This window comes from Brevundimonas sp. 01N35, assembly GCF_056399785.1.
This window is the reverse complement of the sequence record NZ_JBFTRZ010000004.1, coordinates 43,277-57,831: the sequence shown is the minus strand read 5'-3', so window position 1 is coordinate 57,831 and position 14,555 is coordinate 43,277. Positions and strand designations below refer to the sequence as shown.

Genomic DNA, 14,555 nt, shown 5'->3' with positions numbered 1-14,555 from the left:
ACCGCCGCCTTCGGAGATCGGCCCCATGATCAGCAAGCGTGAGATCGCCGTCGTTCTCGGCCTCGCCGCCGTCAGCGTGGCCGCCTGCTCGCCTACGGTGAACATCAAATTCAGCGAGCCGCTGCAGATCTACGCCAAGCTGGACGCCGACATTCGCATCAAGCTCGACCAGGAACTGCAGAACCTCCTGCGCGAAAACCCCAACCTGTTCTGACCGAAAGAAAGGGGCTGAACATGAACCATCGCAAGCTCTTCGTCGCCGTCGCCGCCGTCGCCGCTCTCGGCGTGGCCGCCGGCGCCGCCGTGGCCCAGACCGCCTCGCAAAAGGCCCTGGTCGATCAGGCCAAGGCCGCCGGCGCGGTCGGCGAGCAGGCCGACGGCTATCTCGGCGTCCGCACCTCGGTGACCCCAGACACCCAGACCGCCGTCAGCGCCACCAATGCCGGCCGCCGCCAGGCCTACGCCCGCAGCGCCGCCGACGCCGGCACCACGGCCGAGGTCGCGGGCGCCCGCATGTTCGAGACCCAGCTGCTGCCGCGCATCAGCTCGGGCCAGTGGTACAAGAACGCCGCGGGCCAGTGGGTCCAGCGCTGATCTGATGCGATGAGAACGCTGCGGGTCAGGGGTCGGGCGGGACGTTTCCTGCTGGCCCTCGGCCTGGCGGCCGCCATCGCCGCCGTCGCGGTTCTGGGCTTGGCCGGATACTGGCGGCTGATCGGCGGCGGACCCATGTCCGTCCACGGCTGGATCGCCATGGGTTTCGGCGTGCTCAGCACGGTCGGCTTGGCCTGGGGACTGATGACCCTGGCCTTTCGTTCCGATCGCGAGGGCTGGGACGACCGGGTCGACAATCGACTGGACCCCGGCCGGGATGAGGCCGAAGACGACGACCTCCACTACTGATCCTCTCGGAGCCCGTCATGCGTTTCGCCCTGCTGCTCTCCGCCCTGTCGACCGCCGCCGCGCTGGCGGCCTGTTCGCAACCCGCTGGAAAAGCCCCGATCGCGCCGAAAGAGGCGCGCGCCCTGGCCGGGGTCGATCTGGACCAGCCGTTGCGCGTGCTGGGGACCGAACCCTTCTGGGCCGTCGAAATCACCCCGCAGGGCCTGACCTATTCCGGCGTCGACCGCCCCGAGCAGAAGGCCGCCAACCCCGGCCCGACGCTGCAAGGGACAGTCGCGGTCTGGACGACCCAAACCGAAGCCAGGGCCCCGCTGGTCGTCACCCTGATGGCCACGGACTGTTCCGACGGCATGAGCGACCGCACCTATCCCCTGACCGCCAAGGTCGAGATCGGCGGCGAGACCCTGACCGGCTGCGCCGCCTCCAGCGCGGCGATCGAAAAGGTCGGCGAATCCGGCCGCGTCGAATAGGGCGTCTGGCGCCGCGTTTGCTCCTGAGGCGTCCGGCCGCTTAACGCTTCCCAAAGCGGCGCCGTTTCATGGTGGCCGCATGACCCCGGTTCAGACGCCTGTCGATCTTCGCCCGCTGACCGCCCTTCGGTTCATGGCGGCGCTGTGGGTGGCCCTCTACACCTTCTGGCCCAACCTCGACGTCGGCTTCGTCCCGAACCTGACGGCCAAGGGCTATCTGGGCGTCGAGCTGTTCTTCGTCCTGTCGGGCTTCATCCTCAGCCACGTCTATCTGCACGCCTTCGCCGAGAAGCGCTTCTCTTATCGCGGCTTCCTGTGGGCGCGAATCGCGCGGGTCTATCCGCTGCATATCGTCACCCTGCTAGGCGTCATGGCCCTGGGCCTGGCGGCGACAGCCGTGGGGATGAACATCGACGGCGGCGTCCTCAGTTGGAAGACCCTGCCCGCCCATCTGCTGATGGTCCACGCCTGGGGTTTCGCCAGTTCGGCTGGCTGGAACCACCCGTCCTGGTCGATCTCGGCCGAGTGGTTCGCCTATCTGGCCTTCCCCCTGTTCGCCCTGGCCGCCTGGCCGCTGCGCCGGCGGCCCTGGCTGGCGACCGCGGGCGCGGCGGTCTTCCTGATGGGGCTCTACGCGGCGTTTGAGCGTCTGGCGGGTTTCCCCCTGACGGAAGCCACCTTCCGCTGGGGGGCGCTGCGCATCGTTCCGTGCTTCGCCTACGGCTGCGCCCTCTACCTGGTCTATCGCCGCGCGCCCCTGCCGCGCGCAGGGCTGATGGCCCTCACGGCCGCCGCCGTCATGATCGCCAGCGCCTCGGTCCTGGCCTGGGACGCGATCACGGTTCTGGCCGCCGGCCTGCTGATCCTGGCCCTGGCCTCCCTGCCCAACGGCCGGGCCGGGGGGCTGGCCTCCAGGCCCGCCGTCTACCTCGGAGAGATCAGCTATTCGGTCTACATGGTCTGCGCCCCGTGGCAGATCCTGGCGGTCAATGTGGCCGCGCGCGCGACCGGAGCCGAGGACAAGCGGCTTCACGTTCTCGTGTGGCTGGGGATAGTTCTAGGCCTGATCGCCGCCGCGGCGGCCACCTATCACCTGATCGAACGCCCGGCCCGCAAGGCGCTGCGCGGGATGGCCGAACGACGCCGCGCGCCTGTGGATGAGGCGGAGAAACAGTCCGAAACGGTTCTTCAACCTTCGGACGCTATCGTCTAAGGCTTGGTCCGCGTTTTAGTCGGGAGCACGCCAGATGATGAAACGGCTCACAGCCGCCGCAGTTGCGGCGACCTTGGGATTCTTCGCCCTCGGCTCCGCGCCGGCCAAGGCCGACGACTCCTACTGGCAGTGCGTGACCTTCGCCCGCATGTTCTCGGGCATCCAGCTCTTCGGCGACGCCTGGACCTGGTGGAGCCAGGCGGTGAACAGCTTCCGCACCGGCCGCGCCCCCGAAACCGGCTCGGTTCTGGTCTTCCAGCCCAGCGGCCGGATGGACAAGGGCCACGTCGCCGTCGTTTCCGACATCCTGACCGACCGCGTCATCCGCGTGACCCACGCCAACTGGGGCGGCAGCCGCGGCAAGGTCGAGGAGAACGTCACCGTGGTCGACGTCTCCCCCTCGGGCGACTGGAGCCGGGTCAAGGTCTGGTACAATCCGATGAACGCCCTGGGCACCACCGTCTATCCGACCTACGGCTTCGTCTACAAAGGCGCGCGCGACGCCTTCGACAACGGCCGCCAGATGGCCGCCAACGCCGCCGAGGCCCGCGCCGGCAACTGAGTTTCGCCGCCCTTCGGGCTGGCCCTCAGGGGCCGATCCGGCGATAGATAGCGGATGACCGACGCTCCCGACGACATTCGCGGCCCAGATATTCGTGGAAGGGCCATCGAGACCGCCAAGCACGAGCCGACTGGCATCACCTACGCCGGCTACCTGTCGCTCGACGTGCTGCTGAGCGCCCAGCACCCGCGCTCCGACCAACACGACGAAATGCTGTTCGTCATCATCCACCAGACCAAGGAACTGTGGCTCAAGCAGATCCTGCACGAGCTGGCCCTGGCCCAGACACTGGTGCGGTCGGGCGATCTGGTCCCCGCCTACAAGAGCCTGGCGCGGATCAGCCGCATTCAGGCGGTGATGACCCAGAGCTGGGACATCCTGGCCACCATGACCCCCTCCGACTATCTGAAATTCCGCGGCGACCTGGGCGCCAGCTCGGGCTTCCAGAGCGACCAGTTCCGTCGCCTGGAGACCATGCTGGGGCTGAAGGACCCGCGCTTCCTTCGCTTCCACGCCGAACGCCCCTCAGCCTACGCGGCGCTGCAGGCGGCCATCGAGGCCCCCAGCCTCTATGACGACGCCCTGCTGCAACTGTCGAAGGCAGGCCTGCCGGTCCCGGCCGAGGTGCTGAACCGCGACGTCAGCCAGACCTATGAGCCGTCCGAGGGCGTCGAGGCCGCCTGGCTGGAGGTCTATCGCGACACCGAGCGCTGGTGGCCCCTGTATCAGTTGGCCGAAAAGCTGGTCGATCTGGACGACGCCCTGCTGACCTGGCGGCACAAGCATGTGGTGACGGTCGAACGTATCATCGGCCGCCGTCAGGGCACGGGCGGCACCGACGGCGTCGGCTATCTGGTCGAGACGCTGAAGCGCCGCTGCTTCCCCGAACTGTGGTCGCTGCGCACCAAGCTGTAACGGGCGCGAAATCGGTTTGGACGCGTCGCGTCCAAGCTCAGATATTCGCGCCAGCATCATGGCCGCAACCTTCGCTGCGGGCGTGGGTTTATCCCAGCGTCAGCCACGGAGGCCTCTGGTGAACACCCCCAACAGCCACGACGTCAAGGTTCTGAACGCTCTGGCCGCCGGCGCCGTCGACAGCGCCGACGGCTACGCCGAGGCCGCCGCCGTAACCGAGGACGCCCGCTATCGCGACCTGTTCGCGCGCCGCAGCGAGGAACGGCGCCGGATCGCGACCGAGCTTCAGGACGCCGTGCACGGCCTGGGCGGCCAGCCGGAGGACGACAGCTCCATCCTGGCCAAGGCCCAGCGCGCCTTCACGGACATCAAACACGCCCTGGTCCGCGACGAGGCGACCGCCCTGCACTCGGTCGAGCGCGGCGAGGAGCATCTCCATGCCCGGTTCGAACACGCCCTGGCCGATGAATCCCTGTCGGCCACCACGAAGGAAACCATCCGCCGCGCCTACGCTGCGGTGAAGGTCGGCCAGGACCAGATGCAGGACCTGAGACGCAGCCTCGAAGGCCAGCACGACGCGGATAATCCGCTGTTCCCGCAGTAGCGCTCAAGCAGCAAGCCGCCGCGCGGCGCGCGCTAGCGCCCTAAAAAGAAAAAGGCCCCGGCGTTTCCGCCAGGGCCTCGATCATTTCAGCGCAGAGCCGAAGCTTGGGATTAAGCCTCGTCGCCCTTGTCGGCCGAACCGGTGACCGGAACAGCCGCACCCTTGGCCGGGCGAGCGATCTGACGCTCGGCGATCCGGGCCGACTTACCGCGACGGTCGCGCAGGTAGTAGAGCTTGGCGCGACGGACGACGCCGCGACGCTTCACTTCGATGGAGTCAATGTTCGGCGACAGGATCGGGAAGCGACGCTCCACGCCTTCACCGAAGGAAATCTTGCGGACCGTGAAGGTCTCGTTGATGCCGCCGCTGTCGCGGGCGATGCAGACGCCTTCGAACGCCTGGATGCGTTCGCGCTCGCCTTCCTTGATCTTCACGTGGACGCGCAGGGTGTCGCCCGGTTGGAAGTCAGGGATGGTCTTGCCTTCGAGCAGGCGGGCTTTTTCTTCGGCAGCGATCTGCTGGACGATGTTCATTCTATTCTCCTCGGGCTTTTGCGCCCTTTGCCTTTGATTTGGCGGAGCCAGGCTCCGCAGTCGTCTTTGCAAGATGCGCCGCCCAGAGATCCGGGCGCCGTTCCTGCGTGGTCGTTTCCCGCTGCGCCTCTCGCCATTGCGCGATCTTCTTGTGATCGCCCGACAGCAGCACCTCGGGAATATCGTGCCCCTCGAACGTCCGCGGTCGCGTGTACTGCGGGTGTTCCAGAAGACCATCCTCGAAACTCTCGGACGACAGGCTGTCTGCCGCGCCAAGCACTCCGGGGATCAGTCGTACGCACGCCTCGATCGCCACCATGGCCGCCGCCTCGCCGCCGGCGAGAACCGCGTCTCCGACGGAGACCTCCTCGAACCCGCGGGCGTCAAGCACCCGCTGGTCCACCCCCTCGAAACGACCGCAAAGCACGACGATTCCGTCGGCCTTGGCCCATTCCTTCACTCGCGCCTGCGTCAGGGGTCGACCGCGTGCGCTCATGTACAAAAGCGGCCGAGGCGGGCCCTCTAGACTATCTAAAGCCCGGGCCACCACGTCCGCTTTAAGCACCTGTCCAGGGCCGCCACCCGCGGGGGTGTCGTCCAGGAAGCCGCGCTTATCTTCGGAAAACGCCCGAATGTCCAGCGTCTGCAGGTCCCACAGCCCCTTCTCGCGCCAGGCGGTGCCGATCAGCGACACGCCGAGCGGCCCGGGAAAGGCCTCGGGGAACATGGTCAGGACGGTGGCGGTAAAGGGCATGGCGGCCCTTTACCGCTCTAAAGCCGCAAACGCGAGCCTCAGGCGCTCGGCTTGCCGCCCCCCGCTGCGATCCAGGCGTTGACCTGATCGGCCAGGACGTCCAGCGGCACCGAGCCGGAGCCGAGGACGACGGCGTGGAAGTCCTTGATGTCGAAGCGGTCGCCCAGGGTCGCCTCGGCCTTGTGGCGCAGTTCCTCGATCTTCAGCTCGCCGATCTTGTAGCTGGTCGCCTGGCCGGGGTTGGTGATGTAGCGCTCGACCTCCTTGCCGATGTCGCGTTCCGACAGCAGCGAGTTCTGGCGGAAATAGTCCATCGCCTGTTCGCGGCTCCAGCGCTTGGCGTGCAGGCCCGTGTCCGTGACCAGGCGCACCGCGCGCCACAGCTCGGTCGAGAGGCGGCCGAAGTCGGAATAGGGGTCCTGATAGAAGCCCATCTCCTTGCCCAGTTGTTCGGCGTACAGGCCCCAGCCCTCGGCGTAGGCGCCGTAGCCGCCAAAGCGACGGAAGCGCGGCAGGCCCTCGATCTCCTGGGCGTAGGCGATCTGGAAGTGATGCCCCGGCGCGCCCTCGTGATAGCTGATGCCCTCGATCTGGGGCTTCAGCACCTGGGTCATGTCGGACAGGTTGACGTAGTAGATGCCCGGGCGTGAACCGTCCGGCGCCGGGGCGTTGTAGAAGGCGATGGAGGCGGTCGCCTCGCGGAACGGCTCGACCGCGCGGACCTCCAGCGCCGCCTTGGGCAGGGTCGAGAACCACTGCGGGGCCACCGCCATGACCTGGGCGATGAAGCCGCGCGCGTCGGTCAGATACTGCTCCTTGCCCTCCGGCGTGTTGGGGTACTGGAAGCGCGGATCGGTCTTCAGGAAGACGAAGAAGTCCTGGAGCGAGCCGGTAAAGCCGATCTTGGCCTTGACGGTTTCCATCTCGGCCTGGATGCGGCCCACCTCGTCCAGACCGATCTGGTGGATCTGGTCGGCGGTCAGGTCGGTCGTGGTCGAGAGCTGCAGGCGGGCGTTGTAATAGGCCTCGCCGTTCGGCAGCCGCCAGACGCCCGCGTCGCTGTCGGCCATCGGCTGGACCTCGGCCAGGGCCGTTAGCACGGTGTCGAAGCCGCGCTTGTAGGGGCCGGTCAGGGCGGCGCGGGCCGAGGCCAGCAGTCGTTCTTTCGTCGCCTGATCGGCGTCCAGCGCCCCGACCTTCTTCTGGAAATCGGCCCAGACCGGGTTGTCGGCGCCATTGTCGAAGGGCGCGCCCGTGATCACCGCGCGGGTGTTCTCGATCGAGGGCGCGAAGACGAAGCGCGGCGAGACCACGCCCTCGGCGGCCCGCGCCTTCAGCGTCGTCGCCACCTGACCCATGTAGCGTTCGGCCTCGCCGATGCGGGCGACATAGGCCTCGGCGTCCGAGACGCTGCCGATGCGATGGTTGTTGATCAGGAAGACCGGCAGGCCGGTCGTCGGATTGCCGTTGGCCGCGAACTGGAAATTCCAATCGCGCCACTGGTTCGACAGGCGCGCCTGCTGCACGCCGTATTCGAACAGCCGCCAGGACAGCCTGCTCTGGGCGTTCAGCTTGGCCGGGTCGAACTCGGCCTTCATCCGGGTCAGTTGCCCCTCTTGCAGCGCCAGGGCGCGCTCCGACGCCGCGTCGGACACGTCGTCCAGCTTGTCGTAGTCGGTCTTCAGGCCCAGCGACGTCATCGACTGCGGGCTGAGGGCGATCCGTTCCTGGAAGGCCTGGTCGAAGAAGGCGTTGAGACGCACGTCCTCGCTCTGGGCCTGAGCAGACGCCGACGCGGACGCGACGGCCTGAGCCATGGCGACGGGTGCTGTGGCGCAAAGCGCCAGAACGGCGACGGACGAGATCAGAAAACGACGCATGAAACCCCCTCGGAACTGCGAGGCGACACTGTTCCCGCATAGAACGGGATGCGCAAGTTTTCCGATCAGCCGCCGCGCAGGTCCGTGATCGTCCGGCCCGGCGCGATCTGCTCGGCCTCGGTGATCAGGTGCACCAGGGCCGGACGCCCGCCGGCCGCCGCCGCGCGGGCCGCCGCCAGGGCCGCCGGGAAGTCCTCGGTCCGGTCGCAGCGCACGCCCAAGGCGCCGAAGGCCTCGGCGTACTTGACGAAGTCGGGGTTCTTCAACTCGGTGGCGATGACGCGGGTCGGGTACTCCCGCTCCTGGTGCATGCGAATGGTGCCGAAGGTGCCGTTGTCCACGACCACGACGATGACGCCGAGGCCGTACTGGGCGGCGGTGGCCATCTCGTTGGCGCTCATCATGAAGTCGCCGTCGCCGGCGATACAGACCACTTCGCGCGCCGGATCGACCGCCTTGGCCCCCAGAGCCGCCGGATAGCCGTAGCCCATGGCGCCCGAGGTCGGGGCCAGTTGGGTGCGTCTGGCCTGATGGCGATGGAAACGGTGCAGCCAGGCGGCGAAATTGCCCGCGCCATTGGTCAGGACGGCGTCTTCCGGCAAGGCCTCGGCCAGATGGGCGATGACCTCGCTCATGTTCACCGCGCTGTTCACCTCTATAGGCGAGGAGAAGGCGATAAAGTCGGCATGGGCGGCTGCGGCCTGGTCGTTCCAGGCTCGGCCCGGATCGATGCTCGACAGGGCCAGGGCCGCCAGCGAGTTGTCGGCGGCCGCAGACAGGGCGGGCGACCAGACGCGCCCCAGTTCTTCCGCTCCCGGATGAATGTGGACCAGGGTCTCGGCCGTCTTCGTCCGGTTCAGCAGGGTGTAGCCCTGGGTGGGGTTTTCGCCGAGGCGCGCGCCGACGGCGATGATCAGGTCGGCGTCCTTGATGCGCGCGACCAGTTTCGGGTTCGGGCCGAGACCGAGATCGCCCGCATATCCCGGATGGTCGTTGCGGATCAGATCCTTGCGGCGGAAGGACAGGGCGACCGGCAGGCCCAGCCGCTCGGCCCAGGCGGAGATCGCGTCGGTGGCGGCGTCGCTCCAGCCCGAGCCGCCCAGCACCAGAACCGGGCGCTCGGCCTCCGACAGGCGGTCGCGCACCTGTTCGACGAAGGCCGGGTCCAGCGCGGCCTTGGCGGCGACGACCGGGCGGACCGGCGCCGGGCCGCCCTCTTCGTGCAGGATGTCTTCGGGCAGGGCCACGACCACGGGGCCCATGCGGCCCTGCAGCGCGGTGGCGAAGGCGCGCTCGACCACCTCGACGGTGCGCTGCGGGCTTTCGATCTCGGTCGCCCACTTGGCCAGGCCGCCGAAGACCTCGCGGTAGTCGACCTCCTGGAAGGCGCCGCGTCCCCGGTCGGTCAGGGCGATCTGGCCGACGAACAGGATCATCGGCGTCGAATCCTGATGCGCCGTGTGCACGCCGATCGAGGCGTGGGTCGCGCCCGGGCCGCGCGTGACCATGCAGACGCCCGGCTTGCCGGTCAGTTTGCCGTAGGCCTCGGCCATGTTGGCGGCGCCGGCCTCGTGACGGCAGACGATGACCTCGATCTTGTCGCGCACGTCGGCCAGCGCGTCGATCACAGCGAGATAGCTCTCGCCCGGCACGCAGAAGACCTTGTCGATCCCGTTCATCACCAGGGTGTCGACCAGACGGCGGGCGGCGGTTCCGAGAGCTTGCGTCATGCTTTCGCCGTTAGCAGATTGAAGGATGAATTGGCCATGCAACCTTATGGTCAAGCTTCACGTTGAAGCGGTCAAATCATCTCTCTCGGGGAAACCACCATGCGCAAGCTCATCGCCCTCGGCGTCATCGCCGCCGCCCTGGCTGTCGCCGCCTGCAACACCGTCGCCGGCGTCGGCCGCGACCTGCAAGCCGCCGGTCAGGCCGTGACCTCCAGCTCCAACTCGGCCCGCAACTAAAGCCGCGCCCCAGACGGCGGAGGGTGGCAGTCGGCTCAGGCCTCGGCCTCATAGGTGACGCCCGTCAGATAGAGACCGTCTGACGGCGCCACCGGGCCGCACCGCGCGCGATCCTTCGCCGCCAGCGCCTCGGCCAGATCGGTCACGGCCCAGCGGCCCAGACCGACCTCGGCCAGACTGCCCGCCATCGAGCGCACCTGACGATGCAGGAAGCTGCGGGCCTCGAACACCAGATGCACCTCTTCGCCGACCCGGCTGACGCGGGCCACATCCAGCGTCTTCACCGGGCTGGCCGACTGGCACTGGGCGTCGCGGAAGGTGGTGAAGTCGTGCAACCCCACCAGGGCCTGCGCCGCCGCCTGCATGGCCTCAGCGTCCAGCGGCTTCTTCACATGCCAGACCCGGCCCCGGTCCAACGCCGGACGGCCCGGACGGTTGAGGATGCGATACAGATACTTGCGCCCGTTGGCGGTGAAGCGGGCGTGCCAGTCGTCGCTGACGGGGGCGCAGTCCAGCACGGCCACCGCCTCGTGCATCAGGTGAGCGTTCAGGGCGTTCATCACCGTCCGCGCCGGCCAGTCCCGCTCCAGATCGACATGGCAGGTCTGGCCCGTGGCGTGGACCCCGGTGTCGGTGCGCCCGGCGGCGGCGATCCGCACGGCCTGGCCGGTAAAGGCCGCTGCCGCCGTCTCGATCGCGCCCTGCACCGTCGGCTGGCCGGCCTGGGCCTGAAAGCCGTTGTAGGCCGAGCCGTCGTATTCGACCGTGAAGCGGTAGCGGGGCATTACTAGCCGCGTCGGGTCGAGAAGGCGGAGCCTTCTGACCGCGGCTCGCTAAGAATGGTTCCGGAAGGAACCGGGAAGCCGCGCAGCATTTCCTCGGCGGATTGCGCCGCCTTGCCGGGACGTTGCACACGGGTCAGGCGCACGGCGCCGGTTCCGCAGGCCACCGTCAGGGCGTCGTCCAGCACCTGACCAGGCGTCCCCTGCCCTTCGGCCAGAGCCGACATCAGCGCCTTCACGCGGACCGGCTCGCCGTCCGCCTCGACCTCGAACCAGGCCCCCGGGAAGGGCGACAGGCCGCGAATGTGGGCATCCACCTCGGCGGCGGGACGGGTCCAGTCGATGCGCGCCTCGGCGGGAGTGATCTTCCTGGCGTAGGTCGGCTCGCCGGTCTGTTCGGTCTCGGTGAAGCCGCCGCGTTCGATGGCGGCCAGGGCGCGCGGCCAGAGGGCGGCGCCGAGATGCGCCATCCGCGCGGTCAGCGAGGCGGCGGTGTCGTCGGGATAGATGTCCATGACCTCGGACAGGATGATCGCGCCCTCGTCCAGGCCTTCGCTCATCCGCATGATCTGAGCGCCGGTTTGGCGGTCGCCGGCCATGATGGCGCGCTGGATCGGGGCGGCTCCGCGCCAGCGCGGCAGCAGCGAACCGTGCAGGTTGAAGCACCCCAGACGCGGCGCCTCCAGCACCTCGGGCTTGAGAATCTGGCCGTAGGCGACGACGCAGGCGGCGTCGAGATCCAGGCTTCTGAAGGTGTCGATGGCTTCCGGCGCCTTCATGCTCTCGGGCGTGAAGACCGGCAGGCCCATGGCCTCGGCGAAGGCCTGGACCGGCGACGGCGTCAGCTTCTGCCCCCGGCCCTTGGGGCGCGGCGGCTGCGAATAGACGGCGACGATTTCGTGTCCCGAGGCGATCATCTCGGCCAGCGACGGCACGGCGAAGTCGGGAGTTCCCATGAAGGCTAGGCGCATGGCCACGCCTTTAGCCGCTGGGGCGGCTTACTGCCAGCGCGTATAGACGCCGCCGCCCTCGTCCCACTCGCCGCCCGCATCCAGGGCGTCGTCGAAATCGAGCAGACGGTCCAGCAGCAGACCCGCCACCACGCCCAGCGCGCCGACGGCGACGATGGTGGCCAGACTGGCCACGCCAACCTTCTGATTACGGGTCAGGCGGCGACGACCGCGCGGATCGATGATCGTGGTCTTGCGGGCCATCAGGCGGCGAGCCTTGCGTTCTTCTTGACCTTGGCGACGGCCCGTTCGCGGCGCAGGCGCGACAGGTGGTCGATGAACAGGACGCCGTTCAGGTGATCCAGTTCGTGCTGGAAGCAGACGGCGTAGAGACCCTCGATCTCTTCCTCGATCTGCTTGCCGGCGTAGTCCAGGTAGCGGACGCGGACGCGGCTCGGACGTTCGACGGCGTCGAAATATTCCGGCACCGACAGGCAGCCCTCCTCGTAGGCGAACAGCTCGTCCGAGGCCCAGATCACTTCCGGATTGACGAAGTAGCGCGGGTTGCGACGGGCCAGTTGCAGGTCCTCGCTCTCCTCGGCCTCGGGGGCTTCCGACGCGCCCTCGACCGGCTTGTCGCCCAGGTCCATGACCACGACGCGCTTCAACTCGCCGATCTGGGCGGCGGCCAGGCCGATGCCCGGCGCGTCGTACATCGTCTCCAGCATGTCATCCATGAGAGCGCGCAGATCGTCGGTGACGCCGCCCTCCACGGGCGGCGCGACGGCCTTGAGGATCGCCAGATCGGCGGCGTTATCGATGGTCAGGATGCGACGAATAGCCATGGCCCGCAGGTAGGGTGCGAGCAGCCGAACGTCAAGAATTACCGAGTGCGGCGCTTGGTCTTGGCCCCGTGCCGCACGGACCTCAGACCGGCTGCAACGGACGCGGCTTGCGCTCGGAATCGATCGCCACATAGGTGAAGACGCCCTCGGTCACGCGGACGGACTGGACCTCCGGCTGGCCGCGCGAGCGCTTCCACGCCTCGACATGGACGCGGATCGAGGTGCGGCCGGTGTGGATGACGCGGGCGTAGATCGAGACCTCGTCGCCGACCGAGACCGGCTGGTGGAAGACCATGCCGTCCAGGGCCACGGTGGCGCAGCGGCCGTTGGCGCGCTCGAACGCCGGGGTCGCGCCGGCCAAGTCCATCTGCGCCAGCAGCCAGCCGCCGAAGATGTCGCCCTCGGGATTGGTGTCGGCGGGCATGGCGATGACGCGGCCGACCGGCTGGCCTTCGGGCAGGAGAACGGGGGCGGGGGTCTGTTCGGCGTCGGACACGATGGGGCCTTGAAGGTCTTGGGGGAGGAGCCTCCTCCCATGCGCCCGGACCCCGGGTCAGGCAAGACCGCAGCCTGAAGGCAGCGCGCATGGCTCAAATGGCGACGATGTTTGGAGAGATGGCGCACCCGAGAGGATTCGAACCTCTGACCCCTGCCTTCGGAGGGCAGTACTCTATCCAGCTGAGCTACGGGTGCGTCTGCGGCTCTTTGGCCGGACGGCGGTGCTTACAGCATGGGCGGGGCGGCCTCAATCCCTGAATCTCCGCGCCGGTTCCCTTCTTGGCGGCGCGCCGTCGAGCGCCTAGCGTCGCGGCCTGGAGAGAGGGAGTTTCCATGCGCAACCTGACGATCGCCGCCGTGATGAGCGCGGGCCTCACCCTGCTGGCCGCCTGCGCCGCCGCGCCCAAGCCGGCGCCCGACAGCCTGGACGCCGTGGCCCGCGACTATGTCGCCCTGACGCTGGAGATCGGCGAGCGCGAGCCGGGCTATGTCGACGCCTATTACGGCCCGCCGGAATGGGCCGAGGCGGCCAAGGCCCATCCGCGCGCCCTGCCCCAGCTGGCCGAAGGCGCCGCCGCCCTGTCTCATCGGCTGGACGCCCTGCCGACCGCCGGACTGGACGCCCAGAGCCGTCAGCGCCGTGCCTATCTGCTGGCCCACGTCTCGGCGGCTTCGGCGCGTCTGCGGATGCTGGGCGGCGAGAAGATGAGCTTCGCCGACGAGGCCGAGGCCCAGTTCGGCGTGCGCCCCGAACTGCGCCCTTTGTCGTCCTACGACCCGGTGCTGGCGCGCATCGACGCCCTGATCCCCGGCGAGGGACCGCTGGCCGATCGCGTCGCCGCCTTCCGCGCCCGCTACGTCATTCCCAAGGATCGGCTGGAGCCGGTGATGCGGGCCGCCATCAACGAGTGCAGGGCGCGCACGGTGCGCCACATGACCCTACCCGCCAACGAGACCTTCACCCTGGAGTTCGTCACCGGCAAGCCGTGGTCGGGCTACAACTGGTACAAGGGCGCCGCCTTCAGCCTGATCCAGGTCAACACGGACCTGCCCATCTACATCGACCGCGCCGTCGATCTGGGCTGCCACGAAGGATACCCCGGCCACCACGTCTATAACGCCCTGCTGGAACAGACCTTTGTGAAACAGAAGGGCTGGGTCGAGATGAGCGTCTATCCCCTGTTCAGCCCCATGTCCTTCATCGCCGAGGGCAGCGCCAACTACGGTATCGACCTGGCCTTCCCCGGCCACGAACGGACCTCGTTCGAGGCGCGGGTCCTCTATCCGCTGGCCGGTCTGGACCCGACGACGGCTGAGGCCCAGACGCAGCTTCTGGCCCTGACGCGCGAACTGGCGCGGGCCGAGTACACCATTGCCGATGACTACCTGGCGGGCCGCATCGACCGCGAGACGGCCCTGAACCAGCTGCAGAAATACAATCTGGTCGCGCGCGACCGGGCCGCCCAGCGGCTGAGCTTCATCGAAACCTACCGCTCCTACATCATCAACTACGGCCTGGGCCGCGACATGGTGCAGGCCTGGGTCGAACGTCAGGGGCCGGATCACTGGAAGGGAATGGATGCCCTGCTCGCCAGCCAGACCCTGCCGATCGATCTGCAATAGACGGACGCAACCCGGGGCGCGGCGCGGCGTTTACCGCCAAGGTTCACATCATCGAG

Annotated in this window: 19 protein-coding genes and 1 tRNA gene; 10 read left to right on the top strand and 10 right to left on the bottom strand. The window is 68.3% G+C overall.

Annotation, left to right across the window (positions count from 1 at the left end; all coding sequences use genetic code 11):
• Positions 1-25 precede the first annotated feature (25 nt).
• The 8 genes from AC1DJ5_RS05185 to AC1DJ5_RS05150 all read left to right on the top strand — a co-directional run bounded on the left by AC1DJ5_RS05185 (position 26) and on the right by AC1DJ5_RS05150 (position 4,667).
• Positions 26-214: a YnbE family lipoprotein gene (locus AC1DJ5_RS05185; RefSeq protein ID WP_431566299.1), complete on the top strand. Its 189-nt coding sequence runs from the start codon at positions 26-28 to the stop codon at positions 212-214.
• 20 nt (positions 215-234) lie between these two features.
• Positions 235-594: a YdbL family probable chaperone protein gene (locus AC1DJ5_RS05180; RefSeq protein WP_441454367.1), complete on the top strand. Its 360-nt coding sequence runs from the start codon at positions 235-237 to the stop codon at positions 592-594.
• 9 nt (positions 595-603) lie between these two features.
• Positions 604-903 (top strand): hypothetical protein, encoded by a 300-nt coding sequence (locus tag AC1DJ5_RS05175; RefSeq protein WP_441454368.1) that lies wholly within the window; start codon positions 604-606, stop codon positions 901-903.
• A gap of 17 nt (positions 904-920) precedes the next feature.
• The gene (locus AC1DJ5_RS05170) at positions 921-1,373 is read left to right on the top strand and encodes a COG3650 family protein (protein WP_477019897.1); all 453 of its coding nucleotides are present in this window, start codon (positions 921-923) and stop codon (positions 1,371-1,373) included.
• A gap of 79 nt (positions 1,374-1,452) precedes the next feature.
• A complete protein-coding gene (locus AC1DJ5_RS05165; RefSeq protein WP_477019896.1) occupies positions 1,453-2,586 on the top strand; it encodes an acyltransferase family protein in 1,134 nt (377 codons plus the stop codon).
• A 34-nt stretch (positions 2,587-2,620) separates the two neighbouring features.
• A complete protein-coding gene (locus AC1DJ5_RS05160; protein WP_441454371.1) occupies positions 2,621-3,148 on the top strand; it encodes a CHAP domain-containing protein in 528 nt (175 codons plus the stop codon).
• Positions 3,149-3,202: 54 nt separating this feature from the next.
• Positions 3,203-4,063 carry a tryptophan 2,3-dioxygenase gene (locus tag AC1DJ5_RS05155; protein WP_477019895.1) on the top strand — a complete coding sequence of 287 codons (861 nt, stop codon included), beginning with the start codon at positions 3,203-3,205 and terminating at the stop codon, positions 4,061-4,063.
• Between the two features lie 118 nt (positions 4,064-4,181).
• Positions 4,182-4,667, top strand: a complete 486-nt coding sequence (locus AC1DJ5_RS05150) for a PA2169 family four-helix-bundle protein (RefSeq protein ID WP_441454373.1) — start codon at positions 4,182-4,184, stop codon at positions 4,665-4,667.
• A gap of 110 nt (positions 4,668-4,777) precedes the next feature.
• On the opposite strand, the gene rplS is transcribed toward AC1DJ5_RS05150, so the two are convergent.
• The 4 genes from rplS to AC1DJ5_RS05130 all read right to left on the bottom strand — a co-directional run bounded on the left by rplS (position 4,778) and on the right by AC1DJ5_RS05130 (position 9,564).
• Positions 4,778-5,200, bottom strand: coding sequence for a 50S ribosomal protein L19 (gene rplS / locus AC1DJ5_RS05145; protein WP_431564349.1), 423 nt, complete (start codon positions 5,198-5,200; stop codon positions 4,778-4,780).
• A 1-nt stretch (position 5,201) separates the two neighbouring features.
• On the bottom strand, positions 5,202-5,954 hold the full coding sequence (trmD, locus tag AC1DJ5_RS05140; protein WP_441454374.1) for a tRNA (guanosine(37)-N1)-methyltransferase TrmD: 753 nt from the start codon (positions 5,952-5,954) through the stop codon (positions 5,202-5,204).
• A gap of 38 nt (positions 5,955-5,992) precedes the next feature.
• Positions 5,993-7,834: a DUF885 domain-containing protein gene (locus tag AC1DJ5_RS05135; RefSeq protein WP_477019894.1), complete on the bottom strand. Its 1,842-nt coding sequence runs from the start codon at positions 7,832-7,834 to the stop codon at positions 5,993-5,995.
• Between the two features lie 65 nt (positions 7,835-7,899).
• Complete coding sequence (locus AC1DJ5_RS05130; RefSeq protein WP_477019893.1) at positions 7,900-9,564, bottom strand: thiamine pyrophosphate-binding protein; 1,665 nt, start codon at positions 9,562-9,564, stop codon at positions 7,900-7,902.
• 99 nt (positions 9,565-9,663) lie between these two features.
• Between AC1DJ5_RS05130 and AC1DJ5_RS05125 the strand changes: the two genes are divergently transcribed.
• Positions 9,664-9,801: an entericidin A/B family lipoprotein gene (locus AC1DJ5_RS05125; RefSeq protein WP_477019892.1), complete on the top strand. Its 138-nt coding sequence runs from the start codon at positions 9,664-9,666 to the stop codon at positions 9,799-9,801.
• Positions 9,802-9,836: 35 nt separating this feature from the next.
• Here AC1DJ5_RS05125 and truA read toward each other — a convergent pair whose 3' ends face one another.
• The 6 genes from truA to AC1DJ5_RS05095 all read right to left on the bottom strand — a co-directional run bounded on the left by truA (position 9,837) and on the right by AC1DJ5_RS05095 (position 13,071).
• Positions 9,837-10,586, bottom strand: coding sequence for a tRNA pseudouridine(38-40) synthase TruA (truA, locus tag AC1DJ5_RS05120; protein ID WP_477019891.1), 750 nt, complete (start codon positions 10,584-10,586; stop codon positions 9,837-9,839).
• A 2-nt stretch (positions 10,587-10,588) separates the two neighbouring features.
• Positions 10,589-11,554 carry a methionyl-tRNA formyltransferase gene (gene fmt / locus AC1DJ5_RS05115; protein WP_477019890.1) on the bottom strand — a complete coding sequence of 322 codons (966 nt, stop codon included), beginning with the start codon at positions 11,552-11,554 and terminating at the stop codon, positions 10,589-10,591.
• 27 nt (positions 11,555-11,581) lie between these two features.
• Complete coding sequence (locus AC1DJ5_RS05110; protein ID WP_441454380.1) at positions 11,582-11,797, bottom strand: hypothetical protein; 216 nt, start codon at positions 11,795-11,797, stop codon at positions 11,582-11,584.
• Positions 11,797-12,378: a peptide deformylase gene (locus tag AC1DJ5_RS05105; RefSeq protein WP_477019889.1), complete on the bottom strand. Its 582-nt coding sequence runs from the start codon at positions 12,376-12,378 to the stop codon at positions 11,797-11,799. Before AC1DJ5_RS05105 ends, AC1DJ5_RS05110 begins: the two co-directional genes overlap by 1 nt.
• Before the next feature lie 82 nt (positions 12,379-12,460).
• Complete coding sequence (locus AC1DJ5_RS05100) at positions 12,461-12,802, bottom strand: acyl-CoA thioesterase (protein ID WP_441454438.1); 342 nt, start codon at positions 12,800-12,802, stop codon at positions 12,461-12,463.
• 192 nt (positions 12,803-12,994) lie between these two features.
• A tRNA-Arg gene (locus AC1DJ5_RS05095) sits at positions 12,995-13,071 on the bottom strand.
• 138 nt (positions 13,072-13,209) lie between these two features.
• Here AC1DJ5_RS05095 and AC1DJ5_RS05090 point away from each other — a divergent pair.
• Positions 13,210-14,499 carry a hypothetical protein gene (locus AC1DJ5_RS05090; protein WP_477019888.1) on the top strand — a complete coding sequence of 430 codons (1,290 nt, stop codon included), beginning with the start codon at positions 13,210-13,212 and terminating at the stop codon, positions 14,497-14,499.
• The last annotated feature ends 56 nt before the right edge of the window (positions 14,500-14,555 follow it).